The 16,910-nt window shown below is 54.9% G+C and carries 15 protein-coding genes; 12 read left to right on the forward strand and 3 right to left on the reverse strand.

What is annotated here, in order from left to right:
• Positions 1 to 128: 128 nt before the first annotated feature.
• Both G604_RS0110130 and G604_RS0110135 read left to right on the forward strand, forming a co-directional pair.
• Positions 129 to 734 (forward strand): DUF4254 domain-containing protein, encoded by a 606-nt coding sequence (locus G604_RS0110130; RefSeq protein WP_028910469.1) that lies wholly within the window; start codon positions 129 to 131, stop codon positions 732 to 734.
• A gap of 34 nt (positions 735 to 768) precedes the next feature.
• The gene (locus G604_RS0110135) at positions 769 to 1,815 is read left to right on the forward strand and encodes a glycosyltransferase family 9 protein (protein ID WP_028910470.1); all 1,047 of its coding nucleotides are present in this window, start codon (positions 769 to 771) and stop codon (positions 1,813 to 1,815) included.
• Here the strand turns inward: G604_RS0110135 and G604_RS14140 are convergent.
• The gene (locus G604_RS14140) at positions 1,762 to 2,535 is read right to left on the reverse strand and encodes an arginase family protein (protein WP_051220352.1); all 774 of its coding nucleotides are present in this window, start codon (positions 2,533 to 2,535) and stop codon (positions 1,762 to 1,764) included. The genes G604_RS0110135 and G604_RS14140 overlap by 54 nt on opposite strands.
• Before the next feature lie 101 nt (positions 2,536 to 2,636).
• Here G604_RS14140 and G604_RS0110145 point away from each other — a divergent pair, with 101 nt between their 5' ends.
• From G604_RS0110145 to G604_RS0110175, 7 genes are all read left to right on the forward strand, one after another.
• On the forward strand, positions 2,637 to 4,304 hold the full coding sequence (locus G604_RS0110145; protein WP_028910471.1) for a formate--tetrahydrofolate ligase: 1,668 nt from the start codon (positions 2,637 to 2,639) through the stop codon (positions 4,302 to 4,304).
• Positions 4,305 to 4,384: 80 nt separating this feature from the next.
• Positions 4,385 to 5,698 (forward strand): histidine-type phosphatase, encoded by a 1,314-nt coding sequence (locus G604_RS0110150; RefSeq protein WP_196801117.1) that lies wholly within the window; start codon positions 4,385 to 4,387, stop codon positions 5,696 to 5,698.
• 61 nt (positions 5,699 to 5,759) lie between these two features.
• Positions 5,760 to 6,773, forward strand: a complete 1,014-nt coding sequence (locus G604_RS0110155) for a C1 family peptidase (RefSeq protein WP_028910473.1) — start codon at positions 5,760 to 5,762, stop codon at positions 6,771 to 6,773.
• A gap of 186 nt (positions 6,774 to 6,959) precedes the next feature.
• Positions 6,960 to 8,813, forward strand: coding sequence for a M6 family metalloprotease domain-containing protein (locus G604_RS14145; protein WP_036905349.1), 1,854 nt, complete (start codon positions 6,960 to 6,962; stop codon positions 8,811 to 8,813).
• 33 nt (positions 8,814 to 8,846) lie between these two features.
• On the forward strand, positions 8,847 to 10,091 hold the full coding sequence (locus G604_RS0110165; RefSeq protein ID WP_028910474.1) for a peptidase U32 family protein: 1,245 nt from the start codon (positions 8,847 to 8,849) through the stop codon (positions 10,089 to 10,091).
• Complete coding sequence (locus G604_RS0110170; protein ID WP_028910475.1) at positions 10,088 to 10,513, forward strand: SufE family protein; 426 nt, start codon at positions 10,088 to 10,090, stop codon at positions 10,511 to 10,513. The genes G604_RS0110165 and G604_RS0110170 overlap by 4 nt, the downstream gene beginning before the upstream one ends.
• Positions 10,506 to 11,036 (forward strand): RNA methyltransferase, encoded by a 531-nt coding sequence (locus G604_RS0110175; protein WP_028910476.1) that lies wholly within the window; start codon positions 10,506 to 10,508, stop codon positions 11,034 to 11,036. The genes G604_RS0110170 and G604_RS0110175 overlap by 8 nt, the downstream gene beginning before the upstream one ends.
• A 177-nt stretch (positions 11,037 to 11,213) precedes the next feature.
• Here G604_RS0110175 and trhA read toward each other — a convergent pair whose 3' ends face one another.
• Positions 11,214 to 11,873 (reverse strand): PAQR family membrane homeostasis protein TrhA, encoded by a 660-nt coding sequence (gene trhA, locus G604_RS0110180; protein ID WP_028910477.1) that lies wholly within the window; start codon positions 11,871 to 11,873, stop codon positions 11,214 to 11,216.
• Between the two features lie 298 nt (positions 11,874 to 12,171).
• Between trhA and G604_RS0110190 the strand changes: the two genes are divergently transcribed.
• On the forward strand, positions 12,172 to 13,680 hold the full coding sequence (locus tag G604_RS0110190) for an acetyl-CoA hydrolase/transferase C-terminal domain-containing protein (RefSeq protein ID WP_028910478.1): 1,509 nt from the start codon (positions 12,172 to 12,174) through the stop codon (positions 13,678 to 13,680).
• Positions 13,681 to 13,890: 210 nt separating this feature from the next.
• Here G604_RS0110190 and metG read toward each other — a convergent pair whose 3' ends face one another.
• Positions 13,891 to 15,951, reverse strand: a complete 2,061-nt coding sequence (metG, locus tag G604_RS0110195; RefSeq protein WP_028910479.1) for a methionine--tRNA ligase — start codon at positions 15,949 to 15,951, stop codon at positions 13,891 to 13,893.
• 135 nt (positions 15,952 to 16,086) lie between these two features.
• Between metG and rd the strand changes: the two genes are divergently transcribed.
• Positions 16,087 to 16,251 carry a rubredoxin gene (gene rd / locus G604_RS15050; protein WP_081657741.1) on the forward strand — a complete coding sequence of 55 codons (165 nt, stop codon included), beginning with the start codon at positions 16,087 to 16,089 and terminating at the stop codon, positions 16,249 to 16,251.
• 304 nt (positions 16,252 to 16,555) lie between these two features.
• Positions 16,556 to 16,909: a hypothetical protein gene (locus G604_RS0110205; RefSeq protein ID WP_155941921.1), complete on the forward strand. Its 354-nt coding sequence runs from the start codon at positions 16,556 to 16,558 to the stop codon at positions 16,907 to 16,909.
• Position 16,910: the final 1 nt, after the last annotated feature.

The following is a 16,910-nucleotide window of genomic DNA, read 5'->3' on the forward strand; positions in this document are numbered from 1 at the left end:
TCCGCCCGCCACGGACAATCCCCCTTGGGCCTAAAAATCGCTTTTTTCCTCTTTTTTTTTGCTCATGTCAGCAAAATTGAGTACTTTTGTGCGTCAATCATTCACTCAGAAAAATAAGCCTAAAAATAATGACATTCACAGAAAAGGCAAACGCCATCTTTCAACGTGCCATCGATGACTATCATGTCACCGATAACATCAACACTCCCATCAACAATCCCTATGCTGATAGTTCTATCGATGCCATGCTCTACAAGAAATGCTGGATAGATACTGTTCAGTGGCATTTCGAAGACATCATCCGTGATCCAAATATCGATCCCAAGGAAGGTATGACGCTGAAACACCGCATCGACAAGAGTAACCAGGACCGTACGGACCTTGTAGAGGAAATTGATTCCTATTTCCGCAACACGTATAAGGATGTCACCGTGCGCCCCGACGCCACCATCAACACGGAGAGCCCTGCTTGGGCCGTGGACCGTCTGAGTATCCTCGCCTTAAAGATCTACCACATGCGTGAACAGGCTGAGCGAAAGGATGCCTCCGCCGATCATGTGGCCAAATGCCGTGGCAAACTCGATATCCTCCTACAACAACAAAAAGACCTCAGCACGGCTATCGATCAGCTCCTCGCCGACATCGCCGCCGGACGGAAATACATGAAGGTATACCGTCAGATGAAGATGTACAACGATGCCGATACAAACCCCGTACTCTACGGAAAGAAATAAAAAACAACCGATATAAATGATACCCTTCTAGGCTATGGAACGAGAACATCTCTTGATCATGCGCTTCTCCGCCCTGGGAGACGTTGCCATGATGGTCCCTGTGGTGGCCTCCCTGGCGACACAATATCCCTCGCTGCGCATCACCGTACTCAGCCGGCCTTTCGCCCGTCCGCTCTTTGAAAACCTCGCAGAAAATGTGGGGTTCATGGCGGCAGACGTAAAGACAGACTATCATGGTATTAAGGGACTCAACACCCTTTACCGGCGACTCCTCGCCAAACAGTTCACGGCCATCGCCGACTTCCATGGTGTGCTGCGCACCGCCTATCTCCGCGCCCGATTCAATCTGGCACAGTTCCGCGTGGCACATATCAATAAGCACCGGCAGGAACGGCGACAGCTCGTCTCACAAAAAGACCGACATCTGCAGCCGCTGCCCTCCTCTTTCCAAAATTATTGTGACGTACTGGCCCGGCTAGGCTATCCCGTGACGCTGAACTTCCATTCTATCTTCCCTTCCGGTGGTGGCAACCTCCGCCTCCTGCCGACAACGATCGGGGAAAAGAAGAATTTCCAGAAATGGATTGGTATCGCTCCCTTCGCTGCCCATCAGGGAAAGGTATACCCCTTAGAGAAGATGGAAGAGGTCATTCAACAACTCACGCAACGGCACCCCTCCTTCCGTATCTTTCTCTTCGGTGGAGGGGCGAAAGAGAAATCTAAGATGCATGCCTGGTGTCAGCATTACCCGCAGTGCATGACCGTCGCTGATACGCTTAAAGGACTGAAGGAGGAGTTGATTCTGATGAGTCATCTCGATGTGATGATCTCCATGGACAGTGCCAACATGCACCTCGCCTCCCTCGTGGCAACGCCCGTGATGAGCATCTGGGGCGCCACGCACCCCTACGCGGGCTTCATGGGATGGAATCAGAAACCGGAGAATGTCATCCAGCGCGACGACCTGCCCTGCCGCCCTTGTTCCATCTTCGGTCAGAAGCCCTGCCTCCGCGGCGATTATGCCTGCCTAAATGGTATCACGCCTGAACAGATCGTTGAGCGGGTGGAAGGAAACCTTTAATATCGTCTCGTTGGCAGCATTGTCCTCTTTAGCGGCAATACGCTCCTCCACGAGGCTATGACCAAGATCATATTCCCCACAGATATCCATACCGATGACATCCTCGTGATCAAGGATATAACGCAGGAGGACACCGAGCTCGTCGAGGCTTACAGTCCCCTGGTCCCAGTTGGTGACGGCATCCCTTCGTGACAACACATCCTTATCAATGGACACATACACCGGAAACCGTCCCTCGTCGGCGGGATGGACAGGAACATGGCGGTGGATAAGGTCCTCGTCATCAAAGATCACGCGCCTGCCGAGCCGTGGCGGCACCTTACGCTCTGCGCCCGTAGGTGTGCCGAGGATGACCACCTCTTTTAAATAATGGTTGTGGAGGAGCATCTCCCTCACCCAACTGCCACAAGTCAAGAGTCCCGGGATCTGAGGCGCCTGCATGTCCGTATGATGATCGAAAAGAATCAAGCGGAACGGCCTTTTGATCTTGTCAGTCCAGAATTTCGTGATATAATGGTAATTGCCGGAGTCAATGAAGTGGAAGCCCTCCGGACCGAGATATTGCAGCCGCCGCGTAATCTCCCGCTGAGCCGCCACATCACAATAACAGTCGGTGCCGGGGATATCCGAGAAGTCGAGATGTTTGAAATGGCGGTCATGGGCGAAAGGCTCCAGGTCGTAGATTCCAGAAAAACTAATGACAATAACCTTTTGATTCATATTCTTCTTTTTTATTATTCAAATATATACGAAAAATATGCCAAAAATATTGATATGATCTCTTTTTTTTGTAATTTTGCACCATAATTTTTGAGAAAACAATGAAAAGTGACATTGACTTAGCACGCGAGTGCCCCCTGCAGCCGATCGAGACGATCGCCGGGAAGATTGGTATTCCGGATAATGACCTGGAGAAATACGGCAAGTACATTGCCAAAGTCCCTAACACGTTAATCAACGAGAAGAAGGTGCAGCAGAACCACCTTGTCCTCGTCACCGCCATGTCGCCCACAAAGGCCGGCATCGGAAAGACAACGGTGAGCATCGGCCTCTCCATGGCCCTGAACCGTATCGGCAAGAAGAGTGTCCTCGCCCTCCGTGAGCCCTCCCTCGGTCCCTGCTTCGGCATGAAAGGCGGCGCTGCCGGCGGCGGCTACTCCCAGGTGCTGCCGATGGAGAAAATTAACCTTCATTTCACGGGTGACTTCCACGCCATCACGACAGCTCACAACATGATCACGGCTCTCCTCGACAACTACCTCTATCAGCATCACGACGAGGGCTTCATGCTCAAAGAGGTGCTGTGGAAGCGGGTCCTCGACATCAACGACCGGAACCTCCGCAACATCGTCACGGGTCTCGGCGCAAAGACTAACGGCCTCGTCGGCGAGAGCGGCTTCGACATCACGCCGGCCTCGGAGATTATGGCTATCTTCTGTCTCGCCAAGGATGAGGACGACCTCCGGCGCCGTATTGAGAACATCCTCCTCGGCATCACGGCCGACGACAAGCCCTTCACAGTAAAAGACCTCGGTGTCGCCGGTGCCATCATGGCACTGCTGCAGGATGCCATCCATCCGAACCTCGTACAGACCATGGAGCACACGGCAGCCTTCATCCAGGGTGGTCCCTTCGCCAATATCGCCCATGGCTGCAACTCCATCCTTGCCACGAAGATGGCCATGACCTACTCCGATTACTGCGTCACGGAGGCCGGCTTCGGCGCTGACCTCGGCGCGGAAAAATTCCTCGATATCAAATGCCGTATCGCCGGTATCCATCCCGCTGCCACCGTTATCGTCTGTACCCTCCGCGGCTTGAAGCTCCATGGCGGTGTCGCCGATGATGCTATCGACCAGCCCGACCACGAGGCTGTGAAGCGAGGCCTGGAGAATCTCGCCAAACATATTGAGAATATGCGGCTCCTCGGACAAAGCGTCGTCGTGACCCTCAACCGCTTCTATTCCGATACGGAGGATGAGATGGCCATCGTCAGCGACTACTGTAAGAATCTCCATATCCCCTTCGCGCCCAACGAGGCCTTCATGAAGGGTGGCGAGGGCTGTGAGGCGCTGGCCCGTGAGGTGGTCACTGCCGCAGAGCAGCATCCTTCTCCCGCTGTCAAATACCTTTATGAACTCAACGACAGTGTAGAAGAAAAAGTGGAAAAGATTGCCAAGGAAATCTACGGTGCCGGAGAAGTCGTCTACAAGCCGCAGGCCCGCAAGGCCTTGGAGAAGATCAAGGCGTGGGGCTATGACAAGTTCCCTGTATGTATCGCCAAGACGCAGTATTCCTTCTCCGATGACGCGAAACGATATGGTGTCCCCAAGGATTTCACCTTCACCATCCGTGACTTCGTCGTCAATGCCGGTGCCGAGATGATCGTTGCCATCGCCGGAAATATCCTCCGCATGCCCGGTCTTCCGAAACATCCGCAGGCAGAGAAGATCGATGTCATCAACGGACTGATAGAAGGACTGAGCTAAGGCCTCACCCCCAACCCCCTCCCCGAAAGGGAGGGGAGTAATATGTCTCAAGCATTTTATTCCTCATAACAACCAAATCAATGAAATATTTCTATACCTTTAAGACGATATTCACAACTATCCTCCTTCTCACCTCCCTCACCGCCACGGCGCAGGAGAGCCGTAAGGAGATCAACGCCAATGCCTGTCTCGCCGGTTCCAACTATCTCGCCTACCCCGGCCCGATGCAGAAGAGCTACACGGCGGCACCGGCAGGTTACAAACCCTTTTATATCAGTCATTACGGTCGTCATGGCAGCCGGTATCTCATTGGCAAGAACGACTATGACAAGCCGTGGCTGACCCTCGCCCACGCCGACTCCCTCGGCATGCTCACGCCATTGGGTCAGAAGACGCTGCGGCAGCTCGCCATCATCCGCGACGAGGCCCGTGGGCGTGACGGTGAACTGACGCTCCTCGGTGCCCAGCAGCATAAGGACATCGCCCTGCGCATGATCCATAACTTCCCCGAGGTGTTTGCCGGAAAAACGCACATCGATGCCAAGAGCACCGTCGTCATCCGTTGTATCCTCTCCATGGAGAATGCCCTGCAGCAACTCCTCGTCGTCAATCCCGAACTGGATATCCGCCATGATGCCAGTTACCATGACATGTATTATATGAATCATCATGACGATGCCATCGAGAAGATCAAGAAGGAGGCCCTCAACAATGCCGTGCTGAAAGCCTTTGAAGAGAAGCATGAGCATCATGACCGTCTGATGAACAGCCTCTTCAGTTCCAAGGACTACTGGCAGCAACATGTCGACGCCAAGAGTCTCAACCGTGCCCTCTTCGCCCTGGCCTGCAGCATGCAGAACACCGATCTCCGCGACTCCATCAACCTCTTCCCGCTCTTCACGAAGGATGAGCTCTACGACTGTTGGCAGCAGAGCAATGCCTGGTGGTATGTGGAATACGGACCGGCGAAGATCTCAAAGGGTCGTGTGCCCTACAGCCAGTGCGCCCTGCTGCGGAATATCATTGAGACAGCCGACAGCTGTATCCGTCTGCCCCATCCCGGCGCTACCCTGCGCTACGGCCACGACACGATGGTCATGCCCCTCACCTGTCTGATGGATCTCGACGGCTTAGGAGAGCCTATCGTCAACCCAAAAGACACGACCGTCGACGACCTCGAGGCCCTCGACGACCGCGGCTGGCTCGACTACCGCATCTTCCCCATGGCCTGCAACATCCAGCTCGTCTTCTACCACCGCAGCATGACCGACCAGGATATCCTCGTGAAGATCCTGCGCAACGAGAATGAGGCCCGCCTCCCCATCCCCTCCGATTGTGCACCCTATTACCACTGGAAGGATGTGCGCGAATATTGGGAGCGGAAACTGAAATAATAATCCTTTGGCGGAACATGATAAATCATGTCCCTACGGTGGATCAAAAAACGATTACAAGATGCAAAGAATCCCGTTCTTCCTCCTGCTGCTCCTCCTCGTAGCCTGTGGTCCCCACCGGCAAGAGGAACAGCCGCGGCAGCAGATCCTCGCGGCCGTGAAGACGACACCCGTCAGAGACCAGGGCAACAGTTCCCTCTGCTGGGTCTATGCCATGCTCGGCACCATCGAGAGCGAGCATCTGCAGCGCGGCGACTCTGTCTGCCTCTCTCCGGCATTCCTCGCCCGCAGGATCATCGAGCGCCAGGCCACGGATTATTATTTCTCGCGCCAGCAGCATCCCATCACGCTCCGCGGCACCGCCTCCATGGCTCTCGACGCGCTGCGGCAGGACGGCATCGTCCCCTACGACAGTTATCCTGACCGCCCGGGGACAAACTACGGTGTGCTCTGCCAACAGATCGAGCACCTCGCCGATGTGGCGGCAGCACAGGGACGTGGACTGCAGTGGTTCCGTGAGCAGATGGAAGAGCAGCTCGACGAGACTCTCGGCGCCCTCCCCGCTCCTCATGTCTATATGCTCGGCGCGGAATATACGCGCGGGGAGTTTGCCCGCAGTGTCTGTGCCCCTCATGAATACAAGGCCCTGACGAGTTTCACCCATCACCCGTTCTATACCTCCTTCGCCCTGGAGATTCCAGACAACCGCTATCAAGACACCTTTTATAATATACCCCTCGACAGTCTTATGGCGAATATCAACCGCCATTTGCGCCACGGCCATCCCGTCTGTTGGGAGGGCGATATCAGTAATCCGTATTTCGGACAGAAGCTCTTCTGTGACATCCCCGCAAAAACCATCACGCAGGGTTCCCGTCAGCGTGCCTTTGAACGCTTGGAGACGACGGACGACCACGCCATGGTCATCGTCGGCATCATCCGCCACCACGGCCGCCTCTATTATGTGATGAAGAACTCCTGGGGCACGGAATGGGGGCGCCACGGATTTATCTGTCTTTCCGAAAATTACCTCCGGCAAAACACCATCGCCGTGTGGGAAAACGGAAAAAAGTAAAAAAGTAAACGTAGGATCCATTTCTATACTAGTAAACGCTTCCCCTGCGGTAGCTTTACTTTTTTACTTCTTTACTTCTTTAATTTTACTTGTTTTTGCTTAACGAAACAAGTTTTTCGTTGATATAGAATCATCATCTCGATTTTTTTCCTTATATTTGTCCACAAAAAATATAACACAATGATGATGAAAAGAATCAGTATGATCCTGCTGCTGATGACGGCAGTACTCTCCATGACAGCCATTCCCGCCCTGAAACGGTGGCGTACCGTTACGATGAGTGACGGCAGTCAACAGAAAGTGATGCTCGTGGGCGATGAGCACCATCATTATTATGTCAACGCCGACGGCCAAAGAGTGGTGGAGAGCAACAACGTTTTCCGCCTCGCCACCACGACCGACAGCCCGCGCACAGCAAAGGCCGCCACACAGGCCTTCTCCCTGCGCCATGCCGCCACAATGAAGCGGCTGGCAGCAAGGAAGGGCATGAAGAGAGCTGCTGCCTCGGCGTCGTATACCGGCAGCAAGAAGGGACTCATCATCCTCGTACAGTTCCCCGATAAGAAATTCTCCATGAAAGATCCGAAGGCCACCTACGACGCCATTGCCAACGAGACGGGCTACGAGAGCGAGATGGGAACGACGGGCAGCGTCCACGACTATTTCAACGACCAGAGCTACGGCAAGTTCAACCTCACTTTCGATGTCGTAGGTCCCATCACCCTCAGTCAGAGCTATAAATATTACGGTGAAAACTATACAGCCACATACGGCGGCCAGAAGTATGACCTCTCCGACCTCCATGTCGGCAGAATGATCCGTGAGGCTTGTCTCGCCGCTGAAAATTCTGTCGATTTCACCCAGTACGACTGGAACGGCGACGGCGAGGCCGACCAAGTCTACGTGCTCTATGCCGGCCAGGGCGAGGCCAGTGGCGGCTCCTCCTCCACGGTATGGCCTCATGAATATACTCTCTCAGACATGGCCCTCATGGAGACCATCGACTCCATCTACACGGCTCAGAATGCTGGCTCGAGAAGAGGGCGTGGGTCCGTTGATGAGGAAGCAATCTACAACTATTTCCGCAACTATTTCAATATTTCCTGCGATGGTATCACCATCGACACCTATGCCTGTTCCAACGAGGCCTATGTGGGTGGCTACACGACCTACCTCATGGGCATCGGCACCATCTGCCATGAGTTCAGCCACTGCCTCGGCTTCCCCGACACCTACGACACGCAGAACGACACGAACTACGGCATGGGCTACTGGGATCTGATGTCCGGGGGCTCTTATAATGGTCCCTACGGCCTCGGATGGAAACCGGCAGGCTATACCGCCTGGGAGCGCAACGAGGCAGGCTGGCTCTCCTACGCCACCCTCAACGACGGCGACAGCATCATGGCCATGCCGGCGATCACCGACAATGCCACGGCTTTTAAGATCGTCAACCCGGCACATACCGATGAGTATTATCTCCTGGAGAACCGGCAGCAGCAAGGCTGGGATGAGTATATCCCCGCCTCGGGACTCCTCGTGACCCATGTGGACTACGACAAGGCTATCTGGGACAACAATATCGTCAACAGCGTCACTACCGTCGACACCGTCACCAACACCCACCAGCGCATGACGATCGTGCCGGCCGACAACAGTCTCAAACTGCGGACATATGCCAATGAAGTCATCGCCAGTGAGACCAATGATATCTACCCTTATATGAACGGCACCACGGTCGTCAACGACAGTATCTCCGACTATAGCAGTCCGTCAGACACCCTCTATAACGCCAATACTGACGGCACCAAACTGCTCCATTTCCTCATCCGCAGCATCCGCTCGAATGATGACGGCACCGTCTCCTTCGCCTACAACCCGCAGCCCACGACGGCCATCAGCGACATCACGACAGCCGACGCCGCCACTCCCGCCGCTATCTACGACCTCGAGGGCCGCCGCCATTCCGCCACCCTCTCCCCCGGTGTCTATATCGTAGTGGAGGGCAATGGAGCGAAGAAGAAAATCATCGTGAAATAATACGTTATCAAAAATAATATGTACCTTTGCACCATGAACGCAAAGGAAAAAGAATATGAAGTGATGGCCCCCGTGGGATCGCGGGAATCACTGGCCGCGGCTATCCAGGCCGGTGCCGACTCCGTCTATTTCGGAATCGGTAAACTCAACATGCGCTCCCATTCCGCCAACCATTTCTCCATCGAGGACCTCCGTGAGATCGCGGAGACCTGCAACGAGCATGGCATCAAGACCTATCTCACTGTCAACACGATCATCTACGACGAGGACATGGCGACGATGCACGAGATCATCGACGCCGCCGTGGAGGCCGGTATCAGCGCCGTCATCGCCTCCGATGTCGCCGTGATGGTCTACTGCCGCGAGAAGGGCATGGAAGTGCACCTGTCGACGCAACTCAATATCTCCAATGTCGAGGCCCTGAAGTTCTACAGCCAGTTTGCCGATGTCAGCGTCCTCGCCCGTGAGCTGAACATGAAGCAGGTGAAGCATATCCATGAGGAGATCCTCCGCCAGCCCATCTGCGGGCCGAAGGGTGAGCCCGTGCGCATCGAGATGTTCTGCCACGGCGCCCTCTGCATGGCCGTCAGCGGCAAGTGCTACCTCTCCCTGGCCAATGCCGACCGCAGTGCCAACCGCGGCGAGTGCGTGCAGATCTGCCGCCGCTCCTATACGGTGACCGACACGGAGACGGGCAATCAACTGGAGATCGACAACAAGTATATCATGAGTCCGAAAGACCTGAAGACCGTCCGCTTCATCGACAAGATGATGGATGCCGGTGTGCGCGTCTTCAAGATCGAGGGCCGTGCCCGCGGTCCCGAATATGTCTACACCGTCGTGACGTGCTATAAGGAAGCTATCCGCAGCGTCCTCGACGGTACGTTCACGGAGGAGAAAAAGGACGAATGGGATCGCCGTCTCGCCACCGTCTTCAACCGTGGCTTCTGGGACGGCTACTACCAGGGACAGACCCTCGGGGAGTGGAACAAGAACTACGGCAGCAATGCCACGGAGCGGAAGGTCCTCATCGGTAAGGTGACGAAATTCTTCAGCCGCCTCTCCGTCGGTGAGATCGCCGTGGAGGCCACGACGTTCCGCAAGGGCGACCGACTGCTCATCACCGGACCTACCACGGGCGTGATGTATATCACGGCATCGGAGATCCACGACGACAACGGACCCATTGAGGAAGCACAACAGAAAACACGCGTCTCCGTACCTGTCACGGGAAAGGTGAGACCGAACGATAAAGTATTCAAAATAGAAAAGGTATGACAATCAACGAAGCACAGGATGAGGTTGTAGAGGAGTTCAGCGACCTCACCGACTGGATGGATAAATATCAGATGCTCATCGATCTGGGCAATGAGCTCGAGCCCCTCGATGACAAATACAAGACCGACAGCAACCTCATCGACGGCTGTCAGAGCCGTGTGTGGCTGCAGTGTGACCTGAAGGACGGAAAACTCGTCTTCACGGCCGACAGCGACGCCCTCATCGTCAAGGGCATCATCGCCCTGCTCATCCGTGTCCTCAGTGGTCATACGCCACAGGAGATCCGTGATGCCGACCTCTATTTCATCGATAAGATCGGGCTCCACGAGCACCTCAGTCCCACGCGCTCCAATGGTCTCCTGGCCATGGTGAAGCAGATCAAGGCCTATGCCCTGGCCTACAGCATGAAAGAAGATGCGTAAGCTCAAGACCATAGAGATGCACCGGTTGTCGGTGGAGGCGTTCAAGGAGGCGGAGAAGCTGCCCCTGGTCGTCGTCCTCGACAACGTAAGGTCACTATATAATGTCGGCAGCGTCTTCCGCAGCAGCGACGCCTTCCGTGTGGAGGCCATCTACCTCTGCGGCATCACGGCCTGTCCGCCACATCCCGAGATCCACAAGACAGCCCTCGGCGGTGAGGACAGTGTCGACTGGAAATACTTCAAGGACACCGCCGATGCCGTCCGTGAGCTCCACAACAACGGCTATTTCGTATACAGTATCGAACAGGTGGAGGGGTCAACGAAGCTGCAGGACCTCACCGTGGACCCCTCGCGCCGCTATGCCGTGATCTTCGGCAATGAGGTGAAGGGCGTGCGACAGGATATCGTCGACAGCAGTGACGGCTGCCTCGAGATCCCCCAGTTCGGCACGAAGCACAGCCTCAATGTCAGCGTCACCGCCGGCATCGTCACGTGGGAGTTCGCGAAAAAGCTCCGCTTGTAGGGACATGATTCATCATGTTCCGCCCGTCTAAAACCCAATGTCGAATGGCCTGCCGTTGAGCTTGTGCTTTGCAAGCACAAGGTAGCGCAAATGCCCTATATGCTCCTGCCGCAACATGGCGGCCACCTACAATAGGCTCGATGAATTTTACTTTTTTAATTTTTTACTTTTTTACTTTTAAAAGAGGTACTTCATGAGAATATCCCACACGGCGACGATATGGCAGATAGACCCGGCGAGGACGAAGAAATGGAATACCGTGTGCATGTATTTCCGCTTGTGAAGGGTATAGAACAGCGCTCCCGTGAGATAACAGACGCCCTCGGCGATGATCCAGATGATAGCCCCCATGGAGACGGCATCGATCAACGGCTTGAAGGCCACGAGGACACTCAGACCCATGCCACAGTAAACGAGCGTCTCCACATTACTGTGTTTCTTCAACTTATGGAAACTCGTGATCGTCCCGATGATGGCGCAGAGCCATACGAAGCAGAAGAGCGTCCAGCCCCAATAGCCCTGGTCACGCAGGGCGATGAGCGTGATCGGTGAGTAGGAGCCCGCGATATGCCAGTAGATAGCCGCATGGTCCCATTTCCGCAGCCGCTCCTTCCACGGCGACCAGGCCGAGAGGGCATGATACCAGGTGGAGGCGATATAACTCATCAGCATGCCGAAGAGATAGAGGATCACGCCCGCCGTGGCCCATCCGTTACCGTAAGAGAAACAGAGATAGAGGAAGATGGCGCCGAAGACGACACCGAGCAGGATGCCGCCGGCATGGCTCCAGGAGTTCCACAGCTCCTCCTTATGGGAATAGAATATCTTTAATTTCATAACCTCAGTTTTTTTTCAGTTTTCCCCGTTGCAGGGGCCGTCCCTTGTGGCGGCCCGTCGGCGTTTACGCCGATTCGCAATGCGAATATGGAATGCCGTTCCGGCATCGGGCCGCCACAAGGGACGGCCCCTGCAACGGGATCATTGCCCCGCCTTTCCATGTGCAAATATAGCGAAAAAACCGCAAGGACAATGCATAATTATTTTTTTATCGTCTGAAAAACCGCATTTTTTGTATTTTTTTTGCCTTTTAGCAAATAATTATTTATCTTTGCGCAAATAAAAATACAACTAAACTATGGCGTACACAAGAATAACGGCTGCCGAAGGGGCAGCGATGATCAACGACGGTGACTATATCGCCCTGGGCGGCTTCACGCCCAACGGCGTGCCCAAGGCCGTCTTCCGTGAACTCTCCAAACGGGCCATCCGCGAGCATGAGGCGGGGAAACCCTTCCAGGTGGGCATCCTCACCGGGGCCTCCTCCTTGCAGAGCGTCGAGGGCGACATGGCCAACGCCCATGCCATCAAGTTCCGCGCGCCCTTCTCCACCAATAAGGACTTCCGTACCCATACAAACCTCGGGGAGATCGACTATGAGGACATGCACCTCGGACACATGGCCGAGCGGCTGCGCCACGGCTTCTACGGCACCGTAGACTGGGCCATCATCGAAGTCAGCAGCATCGAGGAGAATGATGATGTCTGCAAGGCCTGTCTGACGAGTGCCGGCGGTATCGCCACGACCATCGCCCATTTGGCCAAGCGTGTCATCCTTGAGTTCAACCATTTCCACTCCCCCGTAGCACGCCTCCTCCACGACTGCTATGAGCCCGGGGAGTGCGGCTTCGCCCGTCAGCCGATCCCCATCATCCACGTCAACGACAAGGTCGGCAACGACTATATAGAGATCGACGCGAAGAAGATCGTCGGTGTCGTCGATTGTAATATCCCTGAGGAGGCCCGTGCCTTCAAGGCCCTCACGCCCGAGACGACACAGATCGGCTACAACGTTGCCGAGTTCCTCGTCGCCGAGCGTGACACCGGACGTATCCCGCCGCAGTTCCTGCCGCTGCAGAGCGGTGTCGGCGCCACGGGCAATGCCGTCCTCCAGGCCCTCGGACAGGACCCGAAAATCCCGCATTTCGAGGTCTACTCGGAGGTGGTACAGGATGCTGCCATCGACCTCATGGAGAAGGGCATCATCACCAACGCCTCCGCCACGGCGATGACGGTCACCAACGAGTGCCTGCAGCGCGTCTACGACAATATCCGCTATTTCAAACAGCACCTGACGATCCGCCAGAGTGAGATTGCTAACTCACCCGAAGTCATCCGCCGCCTCGGCGTCATCGCCCTCAACACGCCCCTGGAGTGCGATATCTACGGCAACGAGAACAGCAGTCATATCTGCGGCTCCAAGCTCATGAACGGCATCGGCGGCAGCTGCGACTACGAGCGCAACGGTTATATCTCCATCTTCACCACACCGTCGACGGCCAAGGACGGGAAAATCTCGAGCATCGTCCCGATGTGCTGTCATGTCGACAGTACGGAGCATGATGTCGACGTCATCGTCACCGAACAGGGTGTCGCCGACCTCCGTGGCAAAGGTCCCGTGCGCCGTGCCCATGAGATCATCGAGCACTGTGCCCATCCCGACTACCGCCCCCTGCTCCGAGACTATCTCAACCACATCGCCCCCATCGGCCATGAGCCGCAGAGCATGCGCGCCGCCCTAGCCTTCCACGACACCCTCCTCCGCAAGGGTGACATGCGCCTCACCGACTTCGCCGAATACATTTAGATCCCTCTGGTAGGTGGCCGCCATGTTGCGGCCACGCACCCTACGTTGGCAGAAAATGTTTTTATCTTGTTTTTATAGGTTTTCTTCTTAAAAAAACACGGCCACGGTTTTATTTGGGTTTTATATGGTTTTTGTTAGCAGTAAATAAACCAACAAATCCCCACCTGCCTAAACAGATGGGGATTTATATTATCTATTGTATAAAAAACTTTATCCCACGATACTTCCCGGCTTGACCTTGTCGAGGGTGGAGGTGACGTGGAGGCTGCCATCGGCGTCTACGGCGCTGAGGATCATGCCCTGGCTCTCGATGCCCATCATCTTGCGCGGCGCGAAGTTGGCCACGAAGAGGACATCCTTGCCCACGAGCTGCTCGGGCTCATAGTAGGCGGCGATACCCGAGAGAATCGTACGGTCCTCGCCCGTGCCGTCGTCGATGAGGAACTGCAGCAGCTTCTTGCTCTTCTTCACCTTCTTGCACTCCTTGATATGTCCCACGCGGATGTCGAGCTTCTCGAAGTCCTCGAAGGGCACGGTAGCCTTCACGGGCTGCGGCTTGTAGTTGGCGAGCTCATTGGCCTTCTTCGTGTCGGCGAGCTTCTTGAGCTGGGCGTCGATGACGTCGTCCTCAATCTTCTCGAAGAGGAGCTGCGGCTCGGCGAGCTGATGACCGGCCTCGAGGAGGTCCGTGCGGCCAAGCTCCGTCCAGTCGAACTGCTCCATATTGATCATCTTGCGCAGTTTCTCGGAACTGAAGGGGAGGAAGGGCTCAAAGGCGATGGCGAGGTTGGCGACGAGCTGCAGGGAGATGTTCAGGATCGTCTCCACACGCTTCGGATCGGTCTTCCATACCTTCCACGGCTCACACTCCGTGATATACTTGTTGCCGATGCGGGCGAGGTTCATGGCCTCCTTCTGAGCCTCACGGAACTTGAAGTTGTCGAGATAGTTCTCCATCTGTGCCTTCACGTCCTTGAACTCCTCAATGGCCTTGCGGTCGACGTCCTGCAATTCTCCGCAGGCGGGCACCACCCCACCCCAGTATTTCTTCGTGAGCTGAAGGGCACGGTTGACGAAGTTGCCGTAGATGGCGACGAGCTCGGAGTTGTTGCGCTCCTGGAAGTCCTTCCACGTGAAGTTGTTGTCCTTCGTCTCCGGGGCGTTGGCCGTGAGGACATAGCGCAGCACGTCCTGCTTGCCGGGGAAGTCACGGAGATACTCGTCGAGCCATACGGCCCAGTTGCGTGACGTGGAGATCTTGTCGTTTTCGAGGTTCAAGAACTCGTTGGCCGGCACATTGTCGGGGAGGATATAGCCGCCGTGGGCTTTCAGCATGACGGGGAAGATGAGGCAGTGGAACACGATGTTGTCCTTGCCGATGAAGTGGACGAGGCGCGTCTCGGGGTCCTTCCACCACTTCTCCCAGTTGCCGAACTTCTCGGGCTCCTTCTCGCAGAGCTCCACGGTGTTGGAGATATAGCCGATGGGGGCGTCAAACCACACATAGAGGACCTTGCCGTCGGCACCGGGGACGGGGACGGGGATACCCCAGTCGAGGTCACGCGTCATGGCGCGCGGCTGCAGGTCCATGTCGAGCCAGCTCTTGCACTGTCCGTAGACATTCGGGCGCCACTCCTTATGGCCCTCGAGGATCCACTTCTTCAGCCAGTCCTGGTATTCGTTGAGCGGCAGGTACCAGTTCTTCGTCTTCTTGATGACGGGCTTCGAGCCGCTGATGGTGGAATGGGGATTGATAAGCTCCATCGGGCTGAGGTCGCTGCCGCATTTCTCGCACTGGTCGCCATAGGCGTGGGGGTTGTGGCAGTGGGGACACTCACCCATGATATAACGGTCGGCGAGGAACTGGTGGGCCTCCTCGTCGTAATACTGCTCCGTCTCTTTCTCAATGAGCTTGCCGTCGTCATAGAGTTTCTTGAAGAAGTCGGAGGCAAACTTGTTGTGGATCTTCGAGGTCGTACGACTGTAGATATCGAAGGAGATACCGAACTCCTTGAAAGAGTCCTTGATGATCTTATGATAGCGGTCGCAGACATCCTGCGGGGTGATACCCTCTTTCTTGGCACGGATGGTGATAGGCACGCCGTGCTCGTCACTGCCGCCGATAAACACCACGTCCTCCTTCTTCAGGCGCAGGTAGCGCACGTAGATGTCAGCGGGGACATAGACACCGGCAAGATGCCCGATATGCACGCCGCCGTTGGCATAGGGAAGGGCTGCCGTGACCGTCGTTCTTTTGAATTTCTTATCCATATATATTGTACAATATTTTTTCAGTGTGCAAATTTACAAAATATTTTCCAATTATATTTGTCTGATTTAAAGAAAAGCATTATCTTTGCTCACGATATAACAATATTGTCTCACCCTTAAACAAAATCGAACAAGATGAAAAAGTATGTATGCAAAGTATGTGGCTGGGTCTATGACCCTGCAGTAGGCGATCCCGATAATGGCATTGAACCCGGAACGGCCTTCGAGGACCTCCCCGATGATTTCACCTGCCCACTCTGTGGCGTCGGCAAGGATGACTTCGAGCCCGTGGAGGAATAGAATCCGATTGCAGGGGCCGTCCCTTGTGGCGGCCCGTCGGCGGAACGCCGAATCGAACCGAGGACGACCCCCATATGGAAATGCCGTTCCGGCATCGGGCCGTCCCTTGTGGCGGCCCCTGCAAATATCACGCAAACGTTTACGTTTAATTTCATGAAAAACAAGAATTTTCGGAATTTCCATTCCGATTTTTTTTGTATCTTTGACCACGAGAAATTTTGCCCAAACAATATGTGGGGAACATGGTCAATCATGTCCCTACAAACCAAAAACCATTCAACAAAAATATCAATAAAACAAAGACATGAACAAACTAACTCTTCTAATTCTCTTTGCCCTGACAGCCACAGCGGCTGCTGCCAGCGAAAAAAAACAGACTGTGATCCTTGACGGTCAGACCCAGACAAAAGAAGTGGAAAACCTCTCTTTCGATGGGGATGAGGTAACCATCACCTTCCGTGACAACTCTTCCACCGTCACCGACTTGGAAAACTTCTCCATCCTCTTCTCCTCAACGACAACAGCCATCCGTACCGTTACGACGATTGATCAGGGAGACGACAAGGATGTCTTCTATGATCTCCGCGGCATGCGCACGCCCCATCCGCAAAAGGGAATTTACATTATCAACGGAAAGAAAATCTCTAAAAATAAATAGC

This window comes from Prevotella sp. AGR2160 (genome assembly GCF_000424185.1).
GTDB lineage: Bacteria > Bacteroidota > Bacteroidia > Bacteroidales > Bacteroidaceae > Prevotella.